Source organism: Pseudomonas sp. TE3728 (genome assembly GCF_056279145.1).
The window spans coordinates 6,303,356-6,327,835 of sequence record NZ_JBWBQT010000001.1 but is presented as its reverse complement, the minus strand read 5'-3'; the positions used below and the strand labels follow the sequence as shown (position 1 = coordinate 6,327,835).

Below are 24,480 nucleotides of genomic sequence, written 5' to 3'. Positions count from 1 at the left end.
AGCACTTTCGGATGGACGGGATTAGCCATTCCATCGGGTCTGATCAATCATAAAAGCCTGTCCACGCGAGGCACACAGGAGCGTAAAGAAGCCGGTACAGACCTTACACAAAATTTACCCAATGGCTGTGCTGATTTTCAAAAAAATGCTGTCTTAGAAGTATCCCCGCGACAACTTGTGTCTATTGCAGACGCGAGCGCCGGGTCGAAGAACCGAGGACTTATCATGATCCGTAAAATCCCCACAGTAGCCTTGCTGATCGGTGCTCTTGCTATCGCAGGGCAGGCAGAAGCAGGTGGTCATGGTCATGGCGGCTGGGAAGGTCCGGCTGTGTTTGGTGCGATCGTCGGCTCGGCAATCATTGGCTCAGCAATAATCGGCCGCGACCGTCCAGTGTATGTGGAGCAACCGGTCTACGTTCAGCCACAACCGGTGTACGTGCAGCCACCGCCTGTCTATTACCAACCGGCGCCGGTCTATGTTCAACAACCGATCTACTACCGCCCGGCACCGATCTATTACGGTCCGCCACGCGGGTATGGTCCACCACGCGGCTATTACGGCCACCCCCATGGTTATTATCGTGGCGACCGCTGGTAACACGCTCATCAGGCCCCGCTTTAACAGCGTAATTCTGTTTATTTAGGCGCGCTCTTGGATCGTGCGTACCTTTGTGGCGAGCTAGCTTGCTCGCGCTGGGCTGCGTAGCGGCCCCAAAAACCTGACAATCATTGCCGATTTTTTGTGAGTGCTACGCACTCAAGCGGGAGCAAGCTCCCTCGCCACAGGTTTCTCTGATTCAAGACTCTCTTAAGTGAACAGCATTACGTTTTAACAGCGGGGCCTTTTTTATGACCACTGGCTGGACGTAGTCTGAATAAATCTCGTCAAGGTCGCTGTCGGGACAGTACCGGCAGGTAAAGTTGGTCATATTTATGTCATGTCCGATCCGCAAGCTTGGATCTGTCCGTAAACAACAGTTGATAAAAACAAGGACGACCTTCATGCCCACACAAAACCCGCATCGCATTGTCGGCTTGTGCACTTCCGGCAAGGTGTACAACGCACTGACCGAACTCAAACACCTGGAAGGCCATCGCAGCGCAAAATTTCTTTCGCTGCTGGCAGAAAACCTGGTGCGCAAAGGCCTGCTCAATGAGCAGGAGGTAGTGCATATGCTCGATCAAGTAGTGGATTGAACGTGGGACTCATTGGCATCAATGACGACTATCGAAAGCGTTGATTGTCCGTTCAAGCGTCCGATCCGTAAGGTAGCTCCATAGATTAATGGAGGTACTTATGACTCAGGTTCAGATCATGTCTGTTATCGGCAGCGCCGTACCCGCATCGCTCAGAGCGCGGGGGTTACTCGCTTGCTGGTATCTGATGCAGGACGGTGAGCCTATCAGCGGTCCACTCACCTCGCTTCCCGCCGCCCAAGCCTTATCGCAACGTATCGGCTCGGGCCAGCTCAGCGCTTAAGGCAGCTGAACCTTGGGCTTGGAATCGATGAAAATCGCCCAGCTCGACACGAACAATGCGGCGATCAATGGTCCGATGACAAAACCGTTCAGGCCAAAAAGCGCGAGGCCGCCCAAGGTCGAGATAAGGATTAGGTAGTCCGGCATTTTGGTGTCCTTGCCCACCAGGATCGGTCGCAGGACGTTGTCCACCAGGCCGATCACGAACACTCCGAACAAGGTCAGCACCGTGGCCTGCCAGATCGCGCCGCTGAACAGGAAATACGCCGCCACCGGTATCCAGACGATCCCCGCCCCCACCGCCGGCAACAGCGAAAGAAACGCCATCAACACCGCCCAGAGCAGCACGCTCGGGATGCCCAGAAACCAGAAAATAAAACCACCCAATGCCCCTTGCGTGATCGCTACCACCACATTGCCCTTCACCGTGGCCCGCACCACTCGATTGAACTTGAGTTGCAAACGACGTTTCTGGTTGTCTTCCAGCGGTATCGCCGCGCGCACTTTGCGCGCCAGTTCGGACCCGTCCCGCAGGAAGAAAAACAGCAGATAGAGCATGACAAAAAAACCCACCACGAACTCGAACGTGCCCTGACCAAAACTGAACGCCTTGGTCGCAACAAACTGGCTGCCTTGCATCGTGCTCCTGATGATTTTTTCCCGCAGCCCGCTCAGCTCGCCCATACCGAAACGATCGAGCAAGTACTGAACGTAGGGCGGCAGGCTTTGTTTGAACTGCGACACATAGCCGGCAATGTCCAGTTCGCCGCTTTCGATTCTGTTGTAGAGCGCCGCGCCTTCTTGAACCAGCAAGGTACTGATGGTGATCACCGGCAAGATCGCGATCAGTACACAGAGAATCAAGGTGCACAGGGCCGTGAGATTGTGGGGCAAGCCAAACTTGCGTTGCAGTTGGTGCTGCAACGGCGCAAACAGAATACCGAGGATGACCGCCCAGAACACCGCACCGTAAAACGGCAGCAGAATCCAGATGAAGGCGATGCTCACCAGCGTCAGCAAGACCATCAGCGAGGTGTTTTGCAGCTTCGTTTCGTTCATGTCCGATCCATGTCAGTGCGCAGGGGCGCCGTTTGCGCGTCTTGATATTTAGTCCGCCACGGCTCGCACGAGTGCCATCCGTTTATTCATCAAGCATAGATCCAGATCAATAAACCCCACGGACAAGCCAATTATCCTTGCCCGCTTTTGCGATCGACACTGCCATGACCTGCGCCATGACGCTCACGCCCCCGGAACTGCTCGCCCCCGCCGGCACCCTGAAAAATATGCGATATGCCTTCGCCTATGGCGCCGACGCGGTGTACGCCGGCCAGCCGCGCTACAGCCTGCGGGTGCGCAACAACGAATTCGATCACGCCAACCTCGCGCTCGGCATCGCCGAGGCCCAGGCTCAGGGCAAGCGTTTCTATGTGGTGGTGAACATCGCCCCGCACAACGCCAAGCTCAAAACATTCTTGAAAGACCTGGAACCGGTGATCGCCATGGCGCCGGACGCGCTGATCATGTCCGACCCGGGCCTGATCATGCTGGTGCGCCGGCACTTCCCGCAGATGCCGATCCACTTGTCAGTGCAGGCCAACACGGTGAACTGGGCCAGCGTCGAGTTCTGGCAGCAACAGGGCTTGAGCCGGATCATCTTGTCCCGCGAACTGTCGCTGGAAGAAATCGCCGAAATCCGCCAGCACGTCCCGGCGATGGAGCTGGAAGTGTTCGTCCACGGCGCGTTGTGCATGGCCTATTCCGGGCGCTGTCTGTTATCGGGCTATATGAACAAGCGCGACGCCAATCAGGGCAGTTGCACCAACGCCTGTCGCTGGAAATACTCGGCGACACCGGCCAGCGAAAATCAGCTCGGCGAAATCGTTCAGCAGTTCCGCCCCGAACCGACCCTGGGCATCGGCGCGCCGACCGATCAAGTGTTCCTGCTGCAAGAAGCCAATCGCCCTGACGACCTGATGCCGGCATTCGAGGATGAACATGGCACCTACATCATGAATGCCAAGGACCTGCGCGCCGTGCAGCATGTCGAGCGCCTGACGCAGATGGGCGTGCATTCATTGAAGATCGAAGGCCGGACCAAATCGCACTTCTATTGCGCGCGCACCACCCAGGTGTATCGCCGCGCAATCGATGATGCGGTGGCTGGCCGAGCGTTTGATCGCAGCTTGATGACTGATCTGGAATCCCTGGCCCAACGTGGTTATACCGAAGGTTTTCTGCGTCGACATGTGCATGACGAATATCAGAATTACCAGAACGGCAGCTCGGTTTCAGAGCGTCAGCAGTTCGTGGGCGAGCTGACCGGCGAACGCCGGGATCGGCTGGCCGAGGTGCGGGTAAAGAATCGCTTTGGTCTGGGCGATCACATGGAACTGATGACGCCCAAGGGTAATTTCCACTTCGACTTGCATCAGTTGCAGAACGTCAAAGGCGAGGCCGTTGAAGTGGCGCCGGGGGATGGGCACACGGTGTATTTGCCGATACCGGACGCGGTGGATCTGCGCTTTGGGTTGTTAATGCGCGATGTCAGCATGAGCTAGAAAACCTGAGCGAGTAACCTGTGGCGAGGGAGCTTGCTCCCGCTTGAGTGCGTAGCACTCACAAAAATCAGTGATTGTTATCAGATTTTTGGGCCGCTACGCAGCCCAACGCGAGCAAGCTCGCTCGCCACAAAGGTTGGCATGACAGAAAGTCGCGCTTAAGTGAACAGCATTGCCCTGTAGGAGCGAGGCTTGCCCGCGAAAGCGATGTAATGACTTACGAATACCGCAACGCAGTAGCCGGCTCGACTTTCGCCGCCCGCCACGCCGGATACACCGTCGCCAAAAAGCTCATGATGAAACCGGCGGAACAGATCAACAACACATCCGCGCCCTGCAGTTCCGAAGGCAAGTTACTGACAAAGTACACGTCGGAACTGAAGATGTGCTGCCCGCTGACCCGCTCCATCCAGCCCACCAGTTCACTGACGTTCAGCGCTGCGATCACGCCTAGTACGCCGCCGATCAAGGTGCCGACAACCCCGATCACCGTGCCCTGCACCATGAAGATCGCCATGATCTGCCGAGGTGTCGCGCCGATGGTGCGCAGGATTGCGATGTCCGCGCCCTTGTCGTTCACCACCATGATCAGGGTGGCGATGATGTTGAACGCCGCCACCGCGACGATCATAAGCAGCAGCAAGCCGATCATGGTTTTTTCCATCTTCATCGCGCTGAACAGACTGCCCTGGGTGTGGGTCCAGTCGTCAGCCTTGTAGGCAGTGCCCAGGCCGGTCGCGATGTCGCTCGACACTTGCGGCGCGGCGTACAGATCCTTCACCGCCAGGCGCACGCTCTGCACCTGATTCGGCTGCCAGTGTTGCATCTGCGCGGCATCAGCGAGGTGGATCAGCGCCATGGAGCCATCCAGCTCGGCGCCAACCTTGAACACGCCCACCACGTTCAGTCGTTGCATGCGCGGGGTAATCCCGCCCGGTGCGGTGCTGATTTCCGGCACGATCAGGGTGATCCTGTCGCCGACGTTCAAGCGAAAGCGTCGTGCGGTGATCTCACCGATCACCACGCCAAACTCGCCGGGCTTCAAGGCGTCGAGACGCCCCTGAACGATATGCTTGGCAACGATCGAGACCTTGCCTTCCAGCGCCGGGTCGACACCGCTGACCTGGATCGGCTGCATCGTGCCCTTATAGGACAGCATGCCTTCCATCTCGGTGAACGGCACCGCCGCCGTCACTTCAGGATTTTTCATCGCCGCGGCGGCCACCGGCTGCCAATCATCGATAGGGTTCACGCCGACGATAGTCGCGTGGGGCACCATGCCAAGGATGCGCGAGCTCATTTCGCGCTGGAAGCCGTTCATTACCGACAACACCACGATCATCGCCAACACGCCCAGGGCGAGGCCGATCATCGAGGTCATCGAGATGAAGGAAACAAAGCGATTGCGGCGCTTGGCGCGGGTATAGCGCGCGCCGATAAAGATCGATAACGGTCTGAACATTCGCTGGGCACCGTATAAAAATAAAAGACCCGACGTACTGTTCAGTACGTCGGGTTTCGGTCAATCAGATGGGTGTCAGGTAACCTTCCTGCAAATGCAGGACACGATCCATCTGGCGGGCCAGGTTCATGTCGTGGGTCACCACCAGGAACGCGGTGCGCATCGAAGTGCTGAGTTCCAGCATCAAATCCTGAATGCCCTGGGCGGTGTGGGAGTCGAGGTTGCCGGTCGGCTCGTCGAGCATCACCAGGCCTGGCTTGTTCACCAGGGCACGGGCAATGGCCACACGCTGGCGTTCGCCACCGGACAATTCCGCCGGTTTGTGCTCCAGACGATGGCCCAGCCCTACCCGCTCCAGCAACGCCGTCGCACGCTGACGCGCTTCCGGGATCGCGGTTTTACCGATCAGCAGCGGCATGCAGACGTTTTCCAGCGCGGTGAACTCAGGCAGCAAGTGGTGGAACTGGTAAACGAAACCCAGCGACCGATTGCGCAGCAGGCCACGGGCCTTTTCGTTCAGTGCCGAGAGCTCTTCACCGGCCAGCCAGACGCTGCCCTTGGTCGGCGTATCGAGGCCGCCCAGCAGGTTGAGCAAGGTACTTTTGCCCGAACCCGAGGTACCGACGATCGCCACGCGCTCACCAGGGTGCAGCTCCAGTTGCAGACCCGCCAGAACCTCTACCGATTCCGGGCCTTCCACGTAGGATTTGCCCAGGTTGCGGCAGCTCAAGATTGCTTTATCACTCATGCCCGACTCACTCATAACGTAGCGCCTCCGCAGGCTGGGTGCGCGCGGCACGCCAGGCTGGATACAGGGTGGCGAGGAAACTCAGAACCAACGCGGCAGCGCAGACCATCAACACGTCCTGGCTCTGCACTTGCGACGGCAGGTAATCGATGAAATACACGTCGGCGTTCAGGAATTTATGGCCAATCAGCCCTTCAAGGGCCGAGATCGCCGCGCTGACGTTCAGCGCCGCGAAGATCCCGACCACAGCGCCGATCAGCGTACCGACCACACCAATGACAGTGCCCTGGACCATGAAGATCGCCATGATCTGCCCCGGCGTGGAACCGAGGGTGCGCAAAATCGCGATGTCGCCCTTCTTGTCGTTCACCACCATTACCAGCGTGGAGATGATGTTGAACGCCGCAACGGCGACGATCAGCAGCAGCAGCAGGCCGATCATGGCTTTTTCCATGCGGATCGCTTGATACAGATTGCCGTGGGTGCGGGTCCAGTCTCGGGCGTAATACTGGTCTTCGCCGAGCTGCTGAGCGATGGTCCACGCCACGCGTGGTGCCTGGAACAGATCGTCGAACTTCAAGCGCAAGCCCTGGACCTGATCCGGCTTCCAGCGGTGCAGCTTCGCCAGATCCTGCAAATTGGTGATGCCCAGATAGCCGTCGATCTCACCGGCACCGACGTGGAAGATGCCGACCACGGTAAAGCGTTTCATGCGCGGGAACATCCCGGCCGGGGTCACGGTGACTTCCGGTGCGACAAACGTCAGTTTGTCGCCGACCGCCACGCCGAGCTTGGCCGCGGCCTTGTCGCCGATGACGATGCCGAAACTGCCCGGTGCCAGGTCGTCGAGTTTGCCCTGCTGCATGAAGTTATCAATGATCGACACCTGCCGTTCCTGCACAGGGTCGATGGCATTGAGCAGCACCTTGGAGACCTTGCCGTTGTTGGTCAGCAGGCCCTGCATCTGAACGAAGGGCGCAACCGCCGCCACCTGGGGGTTCTGCTTGACCTTGGCGGCCAGGCTTTGCCAGTCGCTGATCGGCTCACCGGACTCGATGGTCGCGTGGGGCACCATGCCCAGCACGCGGGTGCGCATCTCATGATCGAAGCCGTTCATGACCGACAGCACGACGATCATCACGACCACGCCAAGGGCGAGTCCGATCATTGAGGTCAGGGAAATGAACGACACAAAATGATTGCGACGCTTTGCACGGGTATAACGCGTGCCAATAAATACGAAGAGAGGTCTGAACATGTCGGGGCTTGTTCGGAGGGAAAAGGAACGTCCTTGTGGCGGGGGTCGATAACCAGCTTTACACTCAGACCACCGCCGCTACCATGGGTTCGCCATGTCGACATTAGATGAAGAAGATCGCCGCGAATACTACCGTATCGAGGACACGATCGCACTGGAAATTCGGCCCCTGTCTGCTCCCGAAGCCGCAGGCCAGGAAGTGTTGCAGGATGCTTCCCCACTATTCAACCTGCTCAGCGAACTGCACCTGAGCGAATTCGAGTCGCAACACCTGCTGCGACAGATCAGCGAACGCGACCGGACCATCGCCGCGTTCCTGAAATCCCAGAACAAACGCATCGACCTGCTGAGCCAGGTGGTCGCCCTGACGGTGCTCGGACAGATCGGCGAACCGCAGCCGGTCATCCTCTCCGAAGGAGGTATCGACTTCCAGCATCCGACGCCCATCGCCACTGGCGCGCACCTGTCGGTGAAACTGGTGCTAATGCCGCAAGCCCTTGGCCTGCTGCTGCGAGCGCGCGTCACTCATTGCGACCGCAAGGGCCAAGGCTACGATGTCGGCACCGAGTTCGAATACCTGTCCGATGCCCAGCGGCAATTGCTGGCCCGTTACATCTTGCAGCGACAGGCACAAGAACGACGCCTGGCCCGCGAACAAAACGAATCAGGCATTTAATTTAAGGAAGAACCGTGACCCTCATCTACGGCCATCGCGGCGCCAAGGGCGAAGCACCGGAAAACACCCTGACCAGCTTTCAGGAATGCCTCAAGCACGGCGTACGCCGTTGCGAACTGGACTTGCACCTGTCCAAGGATGGCGAGTTGATGGTGATCCACGACCCGACCCTCAAACGCACCACCGAGCGTCGCGGCAAAGTAGTCGAACATACCGCCGCGGAACTGGTGACCTACGACGCGCGCAAGGGCGGCCCGGGCTGGATCAAACCCTGCCCGATTCCAACGCTGGAAGAATTGTTCGAGAAATGTGATTTCGAGCACTGGCAACTGGAAGTCAAAAGCGCATCACGCACCCGTGCCGCGACCACCGTGCTGGCGATTCGTGAAATGGCGCAGCGTTTCGGTATGCGGGACAAGATCACGATTACGTCAAGCTCACGCGAAGTGTTGAAAGCTGCGCTGGACCTGGTGCCGGACGTGTCTCGCGGTTTGGTGGCCGAGTACGCCTGGCTCGACCCGTTGAAGGTCGCGCAAAACTATGGCTGTGGGATTCTGGCGCTGAACTGGACCCTGTGTACACCGGAACGCCTGCAGAAGGCGCAGCGTCAAGGGCTGCATGTGTCGGTGTGGACAGTCAACGAGCCCGCGCTGATGCGCAGACTCGCCGACTTCGGCGTTGACAGCCTGATTACAGACTTTCCCGGTTTGGCCACTGCCACGCTCGAGAATTGCTGAAATCGGTCTCCCCGGCCGGCTCAGGCCACCGGCCGGAGCCGCTCAAAAAAGCCGGTTGAGGCCATCGTACGCCGCTACCCGATAGGCTTCAGCCATGGTCGGGTAGTTGAACGTCGTGTTGACGAAGTACTTCAGGGTGTTCTGTTCGCCCGGCTGACTCATGATCGCCTGACCGATGTGCACGATCTCCGACGCCTGATAACCGAAGCAGTGAACGCCCAGCACTTCCAGGGTATCGCGGTGGAACAGGATCTTCAGCATGCCTTGCGGTTCGCCGGCAATCTGCGCACGCGCCATGCCCTTGAAGAACGCCTTGCCCACTTCGTACGGCACCTTGGCCTGAGTCAGCTCCTGCTCGTTCTTGCCGATCGAGCTGATCTCCGGAATGGTGTAGATGCCGGTTGGCACATCGTTGACGAAGCGCCAGCTGCCATTGTCGACAATGCTGCCAGCGGCCGAACGCCCCTGGTCGTGGGCGGCACTGGCCAGGCTTGGCCAGCCAATCACGTCACCGGCGCCGTAAATATTCGGCACGCAGGTGCGGTAGTTTTCATCGACTTCGATCTGGCCACGGCTGTTGACCTTCACGCCGATATTTTCCAGACCCAGCTGATCGGTGTTGCCGGTACGACCGTTGCACCAGAGCAAGGCATCGGCCTTAATCTTCTTGCCGGACTTCAGGTGCAGGATCACGCCGTTGTCCACGCCTTCGACGCGGTCGTAATCTTCGTTGTGGCGAACCGTGATGTTGTTATTGCTGAAGTGGTAACTCAGCGCCTGGGAAATTTCCGAGTCGAGGAAGCTCAGCAACTGACCACGGTTGTCCACCAGCTCGACCAGCACACCCAGACCACTGAAGATCGAGGCGTATTCGCAACCGATCACACCAGCGCCGTAAACGATGAGTTTGCGCGGGGTGTGGCCGAGGCTGAGGATGGTGTCGCTATCGTAGATACGCGGGTGATGGAAATCGATGTCCGCCGGGCGATAAGGGCGCGAACCGGTGGCGATGATGATGTGCTTGGCCACCAGTTTTTCGACCACGCCGTTGGCGCAGACCACTTCGATGGTTTGCTCGTCAGCGAAGCTGCCAGTACCGAAGAACACGTCGACACGGTTACGGGCGTAGTAACCGGTGCGCGAGGCGACTTGTTTGGAGATGACTTTTTCGGCGCTTTTCAAAACGTCCGGGAACGAGAACCAGCGCGGCTCACCAATGGCCCGGAACATCGGGTTGGTGTTGAACTGCATGATCTGCCGGACCGAGTGACGCAAGGCCTTGGACGGGATGGTGCCCAGGTGGGTGCAGTTGCCGCCGACCTGGCGACGGCTATCGACCATCGCCACCTTGCGTCCTGCTTTGGCGGCATTCATTGCCGCGCCTTCTCCGGCCGGGCCGGAACCCAACACCACCACGTCGTAGTTGTAGACAGCCATGCATACTCCTCAGAACAGGCCGCGGCGCCCTCGGCACCTGCGGCTAAATCACGCCGATCTGCGGCGTGAAGGAACAATTTGGGGCCAGTGCAGAACCCGGACACAGTCTATAGAAGCGTCAACGCCGGGCACATTAACCCTTGGTCGCGTCGTAGGCTAGTTTTGCCTGCACTACAACGCCATCAAAAACGCTTTTGATGCCGCAATCACTTGGTTTTCTCACCCACCAGGCGCTCAAAAGCCTGATTGGTGCGTGTGACGAAACCTGTATCGGCACGAATCACAAAGAATGCACCAATGTCATGGGTTTCGGCATAGTCCCAACCCCGTTCAGGACCGAGAATCAGCAACAGCGTCGATAGGCCATCGGCCATTAACGCTGAAGGATGAATCACTGTGACTGACGCCAGGGTGTGTAGGACCGGAGCTCCGGTACGGGCATCGAAGGTGTGGGAATAGCGCTGGCCACCCTGCTCGAAATAATTACGGTAGTCACCGGAGGTGGACACGCCATAGCCGTCGATGGCGATGATTTTTTGCAGGACTTGCTGATCGTTTCGGGGTTCTTCCAGGGCGATGCGCCAAGGCGAGCCATCGAGTTTTTTGCCGGCGGCCTTTAGTTCGCCAGTGACTTCAGTCAGGTAACTGTGGATACCCATTGCTTCGAGTCTCGCGGCAATCGTATCGACCGCGTAACCGGCAGCGATGCTGTTGAAGTCGAGCTCGATTGCCACGTCCTTGCACAACTGATCACCGTCGATGTGCAAGTGGTTGTGGCCGACGCGTTGCTGCACCTCGGCGAGCGCCTCGGCACTCGGCACTTTTTCCTCTCGCGCTTGCGGCCCGAACCCCCAGAGGTTGAGCAGCGGCTCCACCGTCAGGTCGAAGGAGCCATCGCTTTGCGAAGACAGTCGCTCGCCGACGCGGACCAGTTCGAGGATAGGCGCGGGCATTGTCTGACAGCGGTTAGCGGGCAAATTATTGAAGCGTTCAATGTCGGAGTCGCTGCGATAGGTCGACATTTGCTGATCGACATCCGCGAGGATTTTTTCGACCTGGACGCGGACGTCTGCCGGGGCGGGAAGTCCGGCATAGCGCACGTACTTGATCGAATAGGTGCTGCCCATGGTCGGGCCACCGAAACTCTCCATGGAGTCTCCGTTGCCACAGCCGAACAACGTACCCGCCAACATCACAACAACACCCAACCGCCTGCTTAACAAATCCTGCCTCCCCCACATTAATGTTGACCGGCAGACCGCAATCGCGAGCAGGCTCGCTCCCACAATGGATCGATACAGATCTACTGTGGGAGCGAGCCTGCTCGCGATGAGGCCGGCCCTGACACCACATCTATAGCTGACAAACTGCGCAAACAAAAACGCCCCAACCAAAGTCGGGGCGTTTTCATTTGCAGCTAAGGCTTAGCGCGGGAATGCTGGCGGGTTTACACCGGCCATGTCTTCCATCACGCGAACGACCTGGCAGCTGTAACCGAACTCGTTGTCGTACCAGACGTACAGAACAACGCGGTTGTCCTGAACGATGGTCGCTTCAGCGTCCACAACGCCTGCGTGGCGCGAGCCAACGAAGTCGGTGGAAACCACTTCCTGCGAATTGACGTAGTCGATTTGCTTGTGCAGATCGGAGTGCAGCGCCATGTAGCGCAGGTACTCGTTCATCTCTTCACGGGTGGCGGCTTTCTCAAGGTTCAGGTTGAGAATGGCCATCGACACGTTCGGCGTCGGAACACGGATCGCGTTACCGGTCAGCTTGCCGGCCAGCTCAGGCAGCGCCTTGGCGGCAGCGGTGGCAGCACCAGTCTCGGTGATAACCATGTTCAGCGCGGCGCTACGGCCACGGCGATCACCCTTGTGGAAGTTGTCGATCAGGTTCTGGTCGTTGGTGTACGAGTGAACAGTTTCGACGTGACCGTTGATGATGCCGAACTTGTCATTCACAGCTTTGAGCACCGGCACGATGGCGTTGGTGGTGCAGGAAGCGGCGGACACGATCTTGTCGTCAGCGGTGATTTCACCGTGGTTGATGCCGTGAACGATGTTCTTCAGCTTGCCTTTGCCAGGCGCGGTCAGAACAACGCGGTCGATACCTGGGCAGGATAGGTGCTGGCCCAGGCCGTCGGCGTCACGCCATACACCGGTGTTATCCACCAGCAGCGCGTTTTTGATGCCGTACTGGGTGTAGTCCACTTCAGTCGGGTTCTTCGCGTAGATAACCTGGATCAGGTTGCCGTTGGCGGTGATGGTGTTATTGGCTTCATCAATGGTGATGGTGCCATTGAACGAACCGTGCACCGAGTCCCGACGCAGCAGGCTGGCACGCTTGACCAGATCGTTCTCGGCGCCCTTGCGGACAACGATGGCGCGCAGACGCAGGCCGTCGCCACCACCGGTTTTCTCGATCAGGATGCGCGCCAGCAGACGGCCGATACGACCGAAGCCATACAGGACAACGTCGGTGCCGGTACGGCCGGAACCATTCTGCTTGCCGACCACATCGGCCAGTTCGTCACGGACGAACGCTTCGGCAGTACGGCCACTACCTTCGGCTTTGAATTTGACAGCCAGCTTGCCCAGATCTACCGAAGCAGCGCCGAGCTTGAGCTCGCTCATTGCCTTGAGCAGCGGGAATGTTTCGTGGACGGACAATTCGCTGTCATCGGACTGGCGATGGCGAGCAAAGCGGTGAGCTTTGAGAATCGCGATGACAGACTGGTTGATCAGACTGCGGCCATAGATCGAGCTCACCACGTTGTTATTGCGGTAGAGCTGACCGATAAGCGGAATCATCGCTTCTGCGAGTGCTTCACGGTCGATCCATTCACCAAGACACTGGTCGGGCTTCTGAGTCACGGGAACCTTCCACATGTAGGGGCAGAAAAAAGGGGCTACATTATGCCGCCGAGTGGCTCCCGTAGCAATGCGCGCCTGTCGCACAGACGGTAACAAAATCCCGTTCAAAAAAATCACGCCCCACGCCAGCCCAGTAAAACCGGGGCTTTCAGCGCAGTCAATTTTCCGACGACAACATTGCCGTGTCCGTAACCCTCCGTAACACCGAGCGTTTTTGGCACTACATTTTCAGTGTCAAACCGCCAGTTTTTGTCATTACCACTACATTTCACCCAGCTTGTGCATATAGACACAGTCTGCAACTGACAGCCGGCACCTGAGGCCGTTACAATTGTCGACTTTGTCGCAACGCTTGGAGCTCAACCTTCCGTGCCCGTTCTGCGTCTACCGCTTCTCCCTGCCGCGGCAGGTAAACAGCACTGGGGCAACCTGCCCGGTGCCGCCCTGAGCCTGGCCATCGCCGAGGCCGCCAGCGCTGCCAAGCGCTTTACCCTGCTACTGACCGCCGACAGCCAGAGTGCCGAACGGCTGGAACAGGAGCTGAGTTTCTTCGCCCCGGATTTGCCTGTTCTGCATTTCCCCGACTGGGAAACCCTGCCCTACGATCTGTTCTCGCCACATCAGGACATCATCTCTCAGCGCATCTCCAGCCTTTATCGGTTGCCGGAGCTGGAGCATGGCGTGCTGGTCGTGCCGATCACCACGGCCCTGCACCGCCTGGCGCCGACCAGATTCCTGCTCGGCAGCAGTCTGGTGCTGGATGTCGGCCAGAAGCTCGATGTCGAGCAAATGCGCAGCCGGCTTGAGGCCAGCGGCTATCGTTACGTCGATACAGTTTATGAGCACGGCGAATTCACCGTGCGCGGCTCGCTGATCGATCTGTTCCCGATGGGCAGCAAACTGCCCTTCCGCATCGATCTGTTCGACGACGAAATCGAAACCCTGCGTACCTTCGATCCGGAAAACCAGCGCTCAATCGACAAGGTGGACACTGTTCGCCTGCTGCCGGCGCGGGAGTTCCCGCTGCAAAAGGACGCAGTCACCCGTTTCAAGGCGCGCTTTCGCGAGCGCTTCGATGTCGACTTCCGTCGCTGCCCGATCTTTCAGGATTTGAGCAGCGGGATTACACCGGCGGGTATCGAGTACTACTTGCCGTTGTTCTTCGACGAAACCTCCACCCTGTTCGATTACCTGCCTCAGGACACACAAGTGTTCTCTTTGCCTGGCATCGAACAGGCGGCGGAGAATTTCTGGAACGACGTGCGCAATCGTTACGAAGAGCGCCGCGTCGACCCATCCCGTCCTTTATTGCCACCGGCCGAGCTGTTCTTGCCCGTGGAAGATTGTTTTGCTCGCCTGAAGAGCTGGCCTCGTGTGGTTGCCAGTCAACAGGACGTGGAAACCGGTGTCGGTCGCGAACGCTTCCCGGCTCAGCCACTGCCGAACCTGGCCATCGAAGCCAAGGCCACTCAGCCGTTGGCGGCGCTGGCCGGTTTCCTCGACGAGTTTCCTGGCCGCGTACTGTTTACCGCCGAGTCCGCGGGCCGTCGTGAAGTGCTGCTGGAATTGCTGGAGCGCCTGAAACTGCGACCGAAAACCGTCGACAGCTGGCCAGACTTTGTTGCGAGCAAGGAGCGCTTGGCGATCACCATCGCACCGCTCGACGAAGGTCTGTTGCTGGACGATCCAGCCCTGGCCCTGGTCGCTGAAAGCCCGTTATTCGGTCAGCGCGTGATGCAGCGTCGCCGTCGCGAGAAACGCGCTGACGCCAACAACGATGCAGTGATCAAAAACCTCACCGAACTGCGCGAAGGCGCGCCGGTGGTGCACATCGATCATGGTGTCGGCCGCTATCTGGGACTGACGATCCTGGAAATCGATAATCAAGCCGCCGAATTCCTGACCCTTGAATATGCCGAGAACGCCAAGCTGTACGTCCCGGTAGCCAACCTGCACTTGATCGCCCGCTACACCGGCAGCGACGATGCCTTGGCGCCGCTGCACCGCCTCGGCTCCGAAACCTGGCAGAAAGCCAAACGCAAAGCCGCCGAACAGGTGCGCGATGTGGCCGCCGAGTTGCTCGACATCTATGCCCGTCGCGCCGCTCGCGAGGGTTATGCCTTCGCTGACCCCAAAGCCGATTACGCGACCTTCAGCGCCGGTTTCCCGTTCGAAGAAACCCCGGACCAGCAAACCACCATCGAAGCGGTGCGCGCCGACATGCTCGCGCCGAAACCGATGGATCGCCTGGTCTGCGGCGACGTCGGTTTCGGCAAGACTGAAGTGGCGATGCGCGCAGCGTTCATCGCGGTGCATGGCGGTCGTCAGGTGGCGATTCTGGTGCCGACCACCCTGCTCGCCCAGCAACATTACAACAGCTTCCGCGACCGCTTCGCCGACTGGCCGGTGAGCGTGGAAGTGATGAGCCGCTTCAAGTCGACCAAGGAAGTCAACGCCGCGGTCGCGGACCTGGCCGAAGGCAAGATCGACATCGTCATCGGCACACACAAGCTGCTGCAAGACGACGTCAAAATCAAAAACCTCGGGCTGGTGATCATCGACGAAGAGCACCGTTTCGGTGTCCGTCAGAAAGAACAGCTCAAGGCGCTGCGCAGTGAAGTCGACATCCTGACGCTGACCGCCACGCCAATTCCGCGCACGTTGAACATGGCGGTATCGGGCATGCGCGACCTGTCGATCATCGCCACGCCGCCGGCCCGCCGCCTGTCGGTGCGCACGTTCGTCATGGAGCAGAACAAGAGCACGGTAAAAGAAGCCCTGCTCCGCGAGTTGCTGCGTGGCGGCCAGGTCTACTACCTGCACAACGACGTGAAGACCATCGAGAAATGCGCCGCCGACCTCGCCGAACTGGTGCCGGAAGCACGGATCGGCATCGGCCACGGGCAGATGCGTGAACGCGATCTCGAACAGGTGATGAGCGACTTCTACCACAAGCGCTTCAACGTGCTGATCGCCTCGACCATCATCGAGACCGGCATTGACGTGCCGAGCGCCAACACCATCATCATTGAGCGTGCCGACAAGTTCGGCCTGGCGCAGTTGCATCAATTGCGTGGCCGCGTCGGTCGCAGCCACCACCAGGCGTATGCTTACCTGCTGACACCGCCGCGCCAGCAGATCACTCCCGACGCAGAAAAGCGCCTCGAAGCGATTGCCAACACCCAAGACCTCGGCGCGGGCTTCGTGCTCGCGACCAACGACCTGGAAATCCGCGGTGCCGGCGAACTGCTGGGCGACGGTCAGAGCGGGCAGATCCAGGCCGTCGGTTTCACGCTGTACATGGAAATGCTCGAGCGCGCGGTGAAGTCGATCCGCAAGGGCGAACAGCCGAACCTCGACCAACCGCTGGGCGGTGGCCCCGAAGTCAATCTGCGTGTACCGGCGCTGATCCCCGAGGACTATCTGCCGGATGTTCACGCGCGACTGATTCTCTACAAGCGCATTGCCTCGGCCACCGATGAGGAAGGCCTCAAGGATCTGCAAGTGGAGATGATCGACCGTTTCGGCCTGCTGCCGGAGCCGACCAAGAACCTGGTGCGGATAACGGCGCTGAAATTGCAGGCCGAACAGCTGGGCATCAAGAAAGTCGACGGTGGTCCGCAAGGCGGTCGTATCGAGTTCGCAGCACAGACCCCGGTCGACCCGCTGACACTGATCAAACTGATTCAGAGCCAACCCAAACGCTACAAATTCGAAGGCGCCACGATGTTCAAATTCCAGGTCCCCATGGAGCGCCCGGAAGAACGTTTTAATACTGTAGAGGCGCTATTCGAGCGCCTCATTCCGACCACTGCTTGAAGGACGCCGCATGCGCCTGTTTCGCTCACTGACCTTGTTGATGTCGTTGTTTTCGCCGTTCGCCTCGACGGCGTTTGCCGATGATCTGTATCAGGTTGAAATGATTCTGGTGCGGCAAAACGCCGTGCCCGCCATCGTCAGCCACGCCGCGCCGGAAGATTGGGCTGCCGGCGCCCAACGCATCAGCCCCGACAGTTTTCGCACGCCGAGCCTTAATCCCGAAGTGGAAAAGCTCACCGCCAGCAATGAGTACACAGTGCTGTTGCACAAGGCCTGGCAACAGAACCTGGGTGAAGAAGCCAGCAAAGTCGCGATCAGCGAAGGCACCGAGCAGTTCGGCCAGTTCCCGATCGAAGGCACGCTGAGCCTGAAACTGGGGCGCTTCACCGACGTCGATGCAGACTTCTGGGTCAATAAGATTGATGCCAACGGCCTGGTCACCGCCAGCGAACGCCTGAAGCAGGAAAGCCACACCAAGAACGGTCAACTGAACTTCCTCGACAACGGTCACCTGGGCCTGCTGATCAAGATCACCTCGCTGACCGCCCCTGCACCTCGGCCAGTCCCCGATGTAATTCCGGACTGATATGCCCCCGACCCTGAGCAAACCCCTGGCAACATCCTGGGTCAGCCGATTCAAGGAACAGAGCCTGGAGCGTGGCCGCCGCTACGCGCTGGAAAACCGCGTCAGGATCGTCGAAGTCGGCGACGCCACCATCACCGCCAGTTGCGAAGGCTCTGGCGGCAACGTTTACCGTCAGACCATTCGCCTGCGCGAGTCGGCCAAAGGCACGTTGCTGATGATCGACGCCACGTGCACCTGCCCGGTTCATAGCAATTGCAAACATTGCGCGGCGGTGTTGCTGCAAGTGCAGGAAACCCTCGCCTACCCGGCGGCGGCGAAAGACGCCGAACTGCTGGAAAAACTTCAGGCCGTACTGGAAAACCGTAGCCCGAAAGCGCCGCCGCAAGTGCTGGTGGACAACGTGCAACCGGTGCCGCGCCTGTGGCTGGCAAGTATCGAATTCAGTGCCTTTGAACCACGCAATGGCAAGATGCAGCGCTACATCCAGCATCGCGCGGCGCTGTCCTTCAGCTATCTGGACGAATACGTCAGTGGACAGAAAAACACTGACATCCTGATTCGTCAGGAGACACAGACGCTGCGGATAAAACGTCACCCGGAAGTCGAACAGGCCTACAGGGAACAGCTGCGAATCCTCGGTTTCAAGATCGCCACCCGACAAAGCAAGGCCTTGCCCGAAAGTGCCGGCGAACTCTACGAGATGGTCAACGACAGCGCCTGGCTGACTTTCACCCTCAACGAGCTGCCGAAGCTGCGCACCCAAGGGTGGGAGTTGCAGATCGACGAGGACTTCGGCTTCGACCTGACCGCAGTTGAAGACTGGTACGCCACCGTCGAGCAGGCACCGGAGCGCGACTGGTTCGACCTGGAATTGGGGATCATCGTCAACGGCGAACGGCTGAGCCTGTTGCCGATCCTGTTAAACCTGATGCGCTCCCATACCGAGCTTCTCAACCCGGAACGCCTCGCCCGACGCCGCGACGACGAATTGATTCTGGTGAACATCCCGCAGCGCCGCAGCACCGACCAAGGCCCGCTGCAGGTCGCTCTGCCCTTCGGCCGCTTGAAACCGGTGCTGGCCACTCTCGGCGAGTTTTACCTGCAAGAGCCCGGTGAAACCACGCTGCGCCTGAGCAAGGCCGACGCCACGCGACTGAATCCGCTGGAAGGCCTGCCGCTGCTCTGGGAAGGTGGCGAGCAGATCCGCACCTTTGCCCAGCGCCTGCGTGACATCAAAGACCACACCGCAATGGCACCCGAAGGCTTGAATGCCACCTTGCGCCCGTATCAGCTGGAAGGCCTGAGCTGGATGCAGTCGTTACGGCAACTGGAAGTCGGCGGGATTCTCGCGGACGACATGGGCCTGGGCAAAACCCTACAGACCCTGGCGCACATTCTCAGCGAGAAGAATGCCGGGCGTCTCGATCGGCCGTGCATGGTGGTCATGCCCACCAGCCTGATCCCCAACTGGCTCGACGAAGCCGCGCATTTCACGCCTCAGCTCAAAGTGCTGGCGCTGTACGGCGCCAGTCGCAAGAAGCACTTCGGCGATCTGGCCGACTACGACCTGATTCTGACCACTTATGCGCTGCTGCCCAAGGACGTCGAACGCCTCACCGCGCAGCCATTGCACGTATTGGTGCTGGATGAAGCGCAGTACATCAAGAATCCCAACAGCAAGGCCGCCCACGCCGCCCGCGAGCTGAATGCTCGCCAGCGCCTGTGCCTGAGTGGCACGCCATTGGAAAATCACCTCGGTGAGCTGTGGTCGCTGTTCCACTTCCTGCTGCCCGGCTGGCTCGGTGACGTGAAAAGCTTCAACCGCGATTACCGCGTACCGATAGAAAAGCGTGCCAGCGACGTAAGACTTCAGCACCTCAACGGTCGGATAAAACCGTTCCTGCTGCGCAGAACCAAGGAACAGGTGGCCACCGAACTGCCGCCGAAAACCGAGATCGTCCATTGGGTCGAGCTCAACGAAGCGCAGCGCGACGTGTACGAAACCATGCGCCTGGCCATGGACAAGAAAGTCCGCGACGAGATCACTCGCAAAGGCGTGGCGCGCAGCCAGATCATCATTCTTGAAGCCCTGCTGAAGCTGCGCCAGGTGTGCTGTGATTTACGCCTGGTCAACGATGCTGCCCTACCCGCGCGCGGTAGCACCTCCGGCAAGCTTGATAGCCTGATGGAAATGCTTGAAGAGTTGTTCGAGGAAGGTCGGCGGATTCTGCTGTTTTCGCAGTTCACCTCAATGCTGTCGTTGATCGAGGACGAGCTGAAAAAACGCGGCGTGGCGTATGCGATCCTGACCGGACAAACCCGCGACCGACGCACGCCGGTGAAGGAATTCCAGAGCGGCAAGCGTCAGATCTTTCTGATCAGCTTGAAGGCCGGCGGTGTGGGGCTGAACCTGACCGAAGCCGACACGGTGATTCACTACGATCCATGGTGGAACCCGGCGACGGAAAATCAGGCGACGGATCGTGCCTATCGCATTGGTCAGGAGAAGCCGGTATTCGTCTACAAGATGATTGCCAGGGGCACGGTGGAAGAGAAAATTCAGCATCTGCAGAAGGAAAAATCCGATCTTGCCGCAGGCGTGCTGGATGGGCGCAAAACCGGAGACTGGAAGTTGCAGAGCGATGATATCGAGGCGCTGTTTGCGCCGTTGCCGGAAAAAATTGATAAGTAGCGGCGATTATTGAATTGCCATCGCGAGCAGGCTCGCTCCCACATTAATTTTGTATTGTCTCCATTATGGTGGGCAAACACAGATCCAATGTGGGAGCGAGCCTGCTCGCGATGGGGTCGACTCGATGTAACGACTGATTAACCCTTAAGTACCCGCGCCAACGTCGACTTCACCTTACCCATCCCGTCACGCAATGCCTGCTCGATCTCGGCCATGGTGATCACCGCTGTCGACTTTCCTGCCGCCGGGTTCACCACCAGCGCCAGACAGGCGTAATCCAGTTCCAACTCGCGGGCCAACGCCGCTTCAGGCATCCCGGTCATGCCGACAATGTCGCAACCGTCACGTTCCAGCCTCGCAACTTCAGCCACTGTTTCCAGACGCGGGCCCTGAGTGCAGGCGTACACGCCTTGGCTGCTGTAGCCAACGCCTTCAGCCGCCAACGCCGCGATCAATTGCTGACGCAGGGGCTCGCTGTAGGGATAGCTGAAATCGATGTGTGTAACCTGCTCCAGGTCATCGGCGAAATAGGTGTGTTCGCGGCCGCTGGTGTAGTCGATCAATTGATGTGGCACGCAGAAATGTCCGACGCCCATCGCAGTGTGAATCCCGCCCACGGCGTTGACCGCGAGAATCGCTTCGGCACCAGCCTGCTTCAAGGCCCACAGGTTGGCGCGGTAGTTCACCTGATGCGGCGGGAAACGGTGTGGGTGCCCATGACGCGCGAGAAACAGCACTTCCTTGCCGGCATACTCACCGATCTGCACTTCGGCCGAAGGCGTGCCGTAAGGCGTGTCCACCGCCAATGACTGACGAATGCTCAAGCCTTCGAGTTGAGTCAGGCCGGTGCCACCGATAATCGCGTAAACCGTCATGACGAGAAGTCCTTAATCAATCAATTGAGCTTCTTTGAGCGCGCCGATGGCTGCCAGCCAGCGTGGGTCTTGACGATATTCGGTGCTGGCGTACGCCTGCCCGCGCATTCGCGCAATACGTGCCGAAGGTTTGACCTTCAAACGCTGGGCGGCGCTCAAGGCCAGCTCGGCAGCTGCGCGATCGTTGCACACCAGGCCCATGTCGCAACCGGCGGTCAATGCCGCTTCGATGCGACTGGCGGCATCGCCGACCACATGGGCACCGGCCATCGACAGGTCATCACTGAAGATCACGCCATCGAACTGCAGCTCCCCACGCAGGATGTCCTGCAACCAGCGACGGGAGAAACCCGCAGGCTGGGAATCGACTTGTGGATAAATCACGTGGGCTGGCATGACGGCGGCCAGTTGCTTGCTCAATCGCGCAAACGGTACAAGATCGTTGGCGCGGATTTCGTCGAGGCTGCGCTCGTCGTTGGGAATCGCGACGTGGGAATCGGCTTCGGCCCAGCCATGCCCGGGGAAATGCTTGCCAGTGGCGGCCATTCCGGCGCTGTTCATGCCACGGATGAATGCACCGGCGAGCAAGGCTGCACGCTCGGGATCACCTTCGAACGAACGAGTGCCAACCACTGCACTGCGCTGGTAATCCAGGTCCAGCACGGGGGCGAAGCTCAGGTCGAGACCGACTGCGAGCACTTCGGTCGCCATGATCCAGCCACACAGCTCGGCCAGGTCCTCGGCATTCGGATTATCGGCGATGGCGCGCATGGCTGGCAACCGCACGAAGCCCTGACGAAGCCGTTGAACCCGACCGCCCTCTTGATCCACCGCCAGCAGCAGATCGGGACGAATGGCGCGAATCGAAGCGCTCAATTCGCGCACTTGGCGAGGATGCTCGATGTTGCGGGCAAAAATGATCAGGCCGCCCACTTCGGGCTGGCGCAACAATTGGCGATCTTCAGCCGTCAGCCAGGTACCGGCGACGTCCACCATCAACGAGCCTTGCAGGCCAGCAGTCATAGAGATTCCTTGATTACGATAAACCCGGCTCGCACGAATTCGCCGCCATGGGCTGTGCCCGGCGGGTCGGCGATTTCAATGAGGAGCGGGTTCAGAACGAGAGTCGGCATGGGCGGCTAGCTTAGCGGATGTCAGCTGCCGCGCCCACCCGTGTGCGGTTAAACCTTGGCGGCGACCGGGGCCGATTTGCTGCGCGGACGCAACTGCGCGGTGGCCATGGCAGTGTCAGTGACGCCGGTTTCTGCCCGCATGCCAGCGGCCAGGAACGGCACCATCAGACGCATCACCTGTTCGATGGAAGTGTTGACGCCGAAGTCGGTCTCGGCAATCGCACGCAAGGCCTTGATCCCCGACATACTGAATGCCGCGGCACCCAGCATGAAGTGCACACGCCAGAACAGTTCGATCGGGGGAATGCGCGGCGCGGCCTCGTTGACCAGCATCATGTAGCGGCGGAACACCTTGCCGTACATATCTTCCAGATAACGACGCAAGTGCCCTTGGCTCTGACTGAACGCCAGCCCCAGCAAACGCATGAAGATGGACAGGTCGTTGCCGCTGCGCGGCTGCACCACCAGAGCTTGCTCGACCAGAATCTCCAGCAACTCTTCAAGGGTCGGCTTGTTCTCGGGTTTGGCCTGACGGCGCTCCAGCTCTTTATCGAGACTGAGGCAGAATGGCCCGAGAAAACGCGAGAAGACCGCCTGGATCAGCGCCTTCTTCGAGCCGAAGTGATAATTCACCGCCGCCAGATTGACACCGGCCTTGCTGGTGATCAGACGCAACGAGGTTTCAGCAAAACCTTTTTCCGCGAACAACTGCTCGGCAGCATCGAGAATGCGTTCAACGGTTTCCGACTGGGCCATGGCTACTCCGCCTGACAAACACTTGTTTGAAACATACGTTTCAGCCCTGGCCTTGTCAAGTCTGGCGGTTCGTTTTGGGAATGGTCGGTCAGGTATTTAACCATACAACAGCAGCGCATCAATCAGCGAGCGAAATGACCGTCCAGCGCCCGGCGAAAAAAGGGGCATTGCCAAGACCGGTTCACTGTATATAATCCCAGTCACTGTATAAAAAGACAGAGCGATCAATATGCTAAAGCTGACGCCACGCCAAGCAGAGATTCTGGCCTTCATCAAACGTTGCCTTGAAGACAACGGCTACCCGCCGACCCGCGCGGAAATCGCTCAGGAACTGGGTTTCAAGTCGCCCAATGCGGCGGAAGAACACCTCAAGGCGCTGGCCCGCAAGGGGGCGATCGAGATGACACCGGGCGCCTCCCGCGGCATCCGCATCCCCGGCTTCGAAGCCAAGGCCGACGAGTCCAGCTTGCCGATCATTGGCCGGGTGGCTGCCGGTGCGCCGATCCTCGCCCAGCAGCACATCGAAGAATCCTGCAACATCAATCCTTCATTCTTCCATCCTCGCGCTGACTATCTGCTGCGGGTCCATGGCATGAGCATGAAAGATGTCGGCATTTTCGACGGCGACCTGCTGGCCGTTCATACCACCCGCGAAGCCCGCAATGGCCAGATCGTGGTGGCGCGAATCGGTGACGAAGTGACCGTCAAGCGCTTCAAGCGCGATGGCAGCAAGGTCTGGTTGATTGCCGAAAACCCTGAATTCGCCCCTATCGAAGTCAACCTGAAAGATCAGGAGCTGGTCATCGAAGGCTTGAGTGTCGGCGTGATTCGCCGCTAAAGGAGACTTTATGCAGTTCCCACATACTCCACAGCAAGCCCAACTGCCGTTGTTTGAGGCGTTCATGGCGCAGCCATTGGCGCCGATCCTGAAGGACGTAGTCGAATCGCCCTGGAGCGCCGAACCCGAAGTCTTCAGCGAGCTGTCACTGCGCGGCGCGGCCGGGAACTGCCTGAACCTTCTGGCACCGATTCTCCGGGAACTGAGCCAGGATCAGGATGCACGCTGGCTGACACTCATCGCCCCGCCTGCCAGCCTGACACAAGCCTGGTTACGGGACGCCGGCCTGAACCGTGAGCGCATTTTGCTCCTGCAACCGCGCGGCACGCAGAGCGCCCAGCAGTTGACCTGCGAAGCCTTGCGACTTGGCCGCAGCCATACAGTCGTCAGCTGGCTTAACCCGCTGAGCACAACGTCGCGGCAACAGTTGATCAGCGCTGCCCGTATCGGGGATGCGCAAAGTCTGAATATTCGACTGGGTTAACTGACAAACACGGTGCGCGCTGAACGGCGCGGGGCTTCTCCAGGGATAGAGAAGCCAATCTGTA

21 protein-coding genes are annotated in these 24,480 nt (G+C 59.1%); 11 read left to right on the top strand and 10 right to left on the bottom strand.

Annotated features, from left to right (window positions below; translation table 11 throughout):
- The first annotated feature begins 225 nt into the window (after positions 1-225).
- From ACZ89R_RS27995 to ACZ89R_RS27985, 3 genes are all read left to right on the top strand, one after another.
- Positions 226-600, top strand: a complete 375-nt coding sequence (locus ACZ89R_RS27995) for a hypothetical protein (RefSeq protein ID WP_429547458.1) — start codon at positions 226-228, stop codon at positions 598-600.
- Between the two features lie 404 nt (positions 601-1,004).
- A complete protein-coding gene (locus ACZ89R_RS27990) occupies positions 1,005-1,199 on the top strand; it encodes a hypothetical protein (RefSeq protein WP_030131554.1) in 195 nt (64 codons plus the stop codon).
- 100 nt (positions 1,200-1,299) lie between these two features.
- Positions 1,300-1,482, top strand: a complete 183-nt coding sequence (locus ACZ89R_RS27985) for a hypothetical protein (RefSeq protein ID WP_429425658.1) — start codon at positions 1,300-1,302, stop codon at positions 1,480-1,482.
- On the opposite strand, the gene ACZ89R_RS27980 is transcribed toward ACZ89R_RS27985, so the two are convergent.
- Positions 1,479-2,540, bottom strand: coding sequence for an AI-2E family transporter (locus ACZ89R_RS27980; protein ID WP_429547459.1), 1,062 nt, complete (start codon positions 2,538-2,540; stop codon positions 1,479-1,481). The genes ACZ89R_RS27985 and ACZ89R_RS27980 overlap by 4 nt on opposite strands.
- 176 nt (positions 2,541-2,716) lie before the next feature.
- Between ACZ89R_RS27980 and trhP the strand changes: the two genes are divergently transcribed.
- Positions 2,717-4,042, top strand: a complete 1,326-nt coding sequence (gene trhP / locus ACZ89R_RS27975) for a prephenate-dependent tRNA uridine(34) hydroxylase TrhP (RefSeq protein ID WP_429547460.1) — start codon at positions 2,717-2,719, stop codon at positions 4,040-4,042.
- Between the two features lie 217 nt (positions 4,043-4,259).
- Here trhP and ACZ89R_RS27970 read toward each other — a convergent pair whose 3' ends face one another.
- From ACZ89R_RS27970 to ACZ89R_RS27960, 3 genes are all read right to left on the bottom strand, one after another.
- Positions 4,260-5,504 carry a lipoprotein-releasing ABC transporter permease subunit gene (locus tag ACZ89R_RS27970; protein ID WP_429547461.1) on the bottom strand — a complete coding sequence of 415 codons (1,245 nt, stop codon included), beginning with the start codon at positions 5,502-5,504 and terminating at the stop codon, positions 4,260-4,262.
- A 64-nt stretch (positions 5,505-5,568) separates the two neighbouring features.
- A complete protein-coding gene (lolD, locus tag ACZ89R_RS27965; protein WP_020700644.1) occupies positions 5,569-6,252 on the bottom strand; it encodes a lipoprotein-releasing ABC transporter ATP-binding protein LolD in 684 nt (227 codons plus the stop codon).
- A gap of 7 nt (positions 6,253-6,259) precedes the next feature.
- The gene (locus ACZ89R_RS27960) at positions 6,260-7,510 is read right to left on the bottom strand and encodes a lipoprotein-releasing ABC transporter permease subunit (RefSeq protein WP_007907747.1); all 1,251 of its coding nucleotides are present in this window, start codon (positions 7,508-7,510) and stop codon (positions 6,260-6,262) included.
- 94 nt (positions 7,511-7,604) lie between these two features.
- Between ACZ89R_RS27960 and ACZ89R_RS27955 the strand changes: the two genes are divergently transcribed.
- Both ACZ89R_RS27955 and ACZ89R_RS27950 read left to right on the top strand, forming a co-directional pair.
- On the top strand, positions 7,605-8,186 hold the full coding sequence (locus tag ACZ89R_RS27955; protein ID WP_429547462.1) for a PilZ domain-containing protein: 582 nt from the start codon (positions 7,605-7,607) through the stop codon (positions 8,184-8,186).
- Between the two features lie 14 nt (positions 8,187-8,200).
- Positions 8,201-8,923, top strand: coding sequence for a glycerophosphodiester phosphodiesterase (locus ACZ89R_RS27950; RefSeq protein ID WP_429547463.1), 723 nt, complete (start codon positions 8,201-8,203; stop codon positions 8,921-8,923).
- A gap of 42 nt (positions 8,924-8,965) precedes the next feature.
- Here ACZ89R_RS27950 and sthA read toward each other — a convergent pair whose 3' ends face one another.
- From sthA to ACZ89R_RS27935, 3 genes are all read right to left on the bottom strand, one after another.
- Entirely contained in the window at positions 8,966-10,360 is a 1,395-nt protein-coding gene (sthA, locus tag ACZ89R_RS27945) for a Si-specific NAD(P)(+) transhydrogenase (RefSeq protein ID WP_008073074.1), read from the bottom strand.
- Between the two features lie 206 nt (positions 10,361-10,566).
- A complete protein-coding gene (locus ACZ89R_RS27940) occupies positions 10,567-11,601 on the bottom strand; it encodes an FAD:protein FMN transferase (protein ID WP_429547464.1) in 1,035 nt (344 codons plus the stop codon).
- A 183-nt stretch (positions 11,602-11,784) separates the two neighbouring features.
- A complete protein-coding gene (locus ACZ89R_RS27935) occupies positions 11,785-13,248 on the bottom strand; it encodes a glyceraldehyde-3-phosphate dehydrogenase (protein WP_429547465.1) in 1,464 nt (487 codons plus the stop codon).
- A gap of 354 nt (positions 13,249-13,602) precedes the next feature.
- Here ACZ89R_RS27935 and mfd point away from each other — a divergent pair, with 354 nt between their 5' ends.
- Genes mfd through ACZ89R_RS27920 form a run of 3 tightly spaced genes read left to right on the top strand, consistent with a single transcriptional unit; the run spans position 13,603 to position 20,330 of the window.
- Entirely contained in the window at positions 13,603-17,052 is a 3,450-nt protein-coding gene (gene mfd / locus ACZ89R_RS27930; RefSeq protein ID WP_427625569.1) for a transcription-repair coupling factor, read from the top strand.
- Positions 17,053-17,062: 10 nt separating this feature from the next.
- The gene (locus tag ACZ89R_RS27925) at positions 17,063-17,638 is read left to right on the top strand and encodes a CsiV family protein (RefSeq protein ID WP_429547466.1); all 576 of its coding nucleotides are present in this window, start codon (positions 17,063-17,065) and stop codon (positions 17,636-17,638) included.
- A gap of 1 nt (position 17,639) precedes the next feature.
- Positions 17,640-20,330: an SNF2-related protein gene (locus ACZ89R_RS27920; RefSeq protein ID WP_429547467.1), complete on the top strand. Its 2,691-nt coding sequence runs from the start codon at positions 17,640-17,642 to the stop codon at positions 20,328-20,330.
- A 137-nt stretch (positions 20,331-20,467) separates the two neighbouring features.
- On the opposite strand, the gene ACZ89R_RS27915 is transcribed toward ACZ89R_RS27920, so the two are convergent.
- The 3 genes from ACZ89R_RS27915 to ACZ89R_RS27905 form a co-directional block, all read right to left on the bottom strand.
- Entirely contained in the window at positions 20,468-21,205 is a 738-nt protein-coding gene (locus ACZ89R_RS27915) for an S-methyl-5'-thioinosine phosphorylase (protein WP_429547468.1), read from the bottom strand.
- 12 nt (positions 21,206-21,217) lie between these two features.
- The gene (nagZ, locus tag ACZ89R_RS27910; RefSeq protein ID WP_429547469.1) at positions 21,218-22,228 is read right to left on the bottom strand and encodes a beta-N-acetylhexosaminidase; all 1,011 of its coding nucleotides are present in this window, start codon (positions 22,226-22,228) and stop codon (positions 21,218-21,220) included.
- Positions 22,229-22,386: 158 nt separating this feature from the next.
- The gene (locus tag ACZ89R_RS27905; RefSeq protein ID WP_007907768.1) at positions 22,387-23,094 is read right to left on the bottom strand and encodes a TetR/AcrR family transcriptional regulator; all 708 of its coding nucleotides are present in this window, start codon (positions 23,092-23,094) and stop codon (positions 22,387-22,389) included.
- Between the two features lie 229 nt (positions 23,095-23,323).
- Here ACZ89R_RS27905 and lexA point away from each other — a divergent pair, with 229 nt between their 5' ends.
- Entirely contained in the window at positions 23,324-23,932 is a 609-nt protein-coding gene (gene lexA / locus ACZ89R_RS27900) for a transcriptional repressor LexA (protein ID WP_007907770.1), read from the top strand.
- 10 nt (positions 23,933-23,942) lie between these two features.
- Positions 23,943-24,416: an SOS-induced cell division inhibitor SulA gene (gene sulA / locus ACZ89R_RS27895; protein WP_123496491.1), complete on the top strand. Its 474-nt coding sequence runs from the start codon at positions 23,943-23,945 to the stop codon at positions 24,414-24,416.
- Positions 24,417-24,480: the final 64 nt, after the last annotated feature.

What these genes read in the sequence shown, in the direction of transcription:
- ACZ89R_RS27940 (WP_429547464.1), bottom strand. Translation starts at nt 11,601, where the DNA reads ATGTGGGGGAGGCAGGATTTGTTAAGCAGGCGGTTGGGTGTTGTTGTG.
- ACZ89R_RS27990 (WP_030131554.1), top strand. Translation starts at nt 1,005, where the DNA reads ATGCCCACACAAAACCCGCATCGCATTGTCGGCTTGTGCACTTCCGGC.
- ACZ89R_RS27955 (WP_429547462.1), top strand. Translation starts at nt 7,605, where the DNA reads ATGTCGACATTAGATGAAGAAGATCGCCGCGAATACTACCGTATCGAG.
- ACZ89R_RS27905 (WP_007907768.1), bottom strand. Translation starts at nt 23,094, where the DNA reads ATGGCCCAGTCGGAAACCGTTGAACGCATTCTCGATGCTGCCGAGCAG.
- ACZ89R_RS27925 (WP_429547466.1), top strand. Translation starts at nt 17,063, where the DNA reads ATGCGCCTGTTTCGCTCACTGACCTTGTTGATGTCGTTGTTTTCGCCG.
- ACZ89R_RS27915 (WP_429547468.1), bottom strand. Translation starts at nt 21,205, where the DNA reads ATGACGGTTTACGCGATTATCGGTGGCACCGGCCTGACTCAACTCGAA.
- ACZ89R_RS27920 (WP_429547467.1), top strand. Translation starts at nt 17,640, where the DNA reads ATGCCCCCGACCCTGAGCAAACCCCTGGCAACATCCTGGGTCAGCCGA.
- sulA (WP_123496491.1), top strand. Translation starts at nt 23,943, where the DNA reads ATGCAGTTCCCACATACTCCACAGCAAGCCCAACTGCCGTTGTTTGAG.
- lexA (WP_007907770.1), top strand. Translation starts at nt 23,324, where the DNA reads ATGCTAAAGCTGACGCCACGCCAAGCAGAGATTCTGGCCTTCATCAAA.
- lolD (WP_020700644.1), bottom strand. Translation starts at nt 6,252, where the DNA reads ATGAGTGATAAAGCAATCTTGAGCTGCCGCAACCTGGGCAAATCCTAC.
- ACZ89R_RS27995 (WP_429547458.1), top strand. Translation starts at nt 226, where the DNA reads ATGATCCGTAAAATCCCCACAGTAGCCTTGCTGATCGGTGCTCTTGCT.
- ACZ89R_RS27980 (WP_429547459.1), bottom strand. Translation starts at nt 2,540, where the DNA reads ATGAACGAAACGAAGCTGCAAAACACCTCGCTGATGGTCTTGCTGACG.
- trhP (WP_429547460.1), top strand. Translation starts at nt 2,717, where the DNA reads ATGACGCTCACGCCCCCGGAACTGCTCGCCCCCGCCGGCACCCTGAAA.
- ACZ89R_RS27985 (WP_429425658.1), top strand. Translation starts at nt 1,300, where the DNA reads ATGACTCAGGTTCAGATCATGTCTGTTATCGGCAGCGCCGTACCCGCA.
- ACZ89R_RS27935 (WP_429547465.1), bottom strand. Translation starts at nt 13,248, where the DNA reads ATGTGGAAGGTTCCCGTGACTCAGAAGCCCGACCAGTGTCTTGGTGAA.
- nagZ (WP_429547469.1), bottom strand. Translation starts at nt 22,228, where the DNA reads ATGACTGCTGGCCTGCAAGGCTCGTTGATGGTGGACGTCGCCGGTACC.
- sthA (WP_008073074.1), bottom strand. Translation starts at nt 10,360, where the DNA reads ATGGCTGTCTACAACTACGACGTGGTGGTGTTGGGTTCCGGCCCGGCC.
- ACZ89R_RS27970 (WP_429547461.1), bottom strand. Translation starts at nt 5,504, where the DNA reads ATGTTCAGACCGTTATCGATCTTTATCGGCGCGCGCTATACCCGCGCC.
- ACZ89R_RS27960 (WP_007907747.1), bottom strand. Translation starts at nt 7,510, where the DNA reads ATGTTCAGACCTCTCTTCGTATTTATTGGCACGCGTTATACCCGTGCA.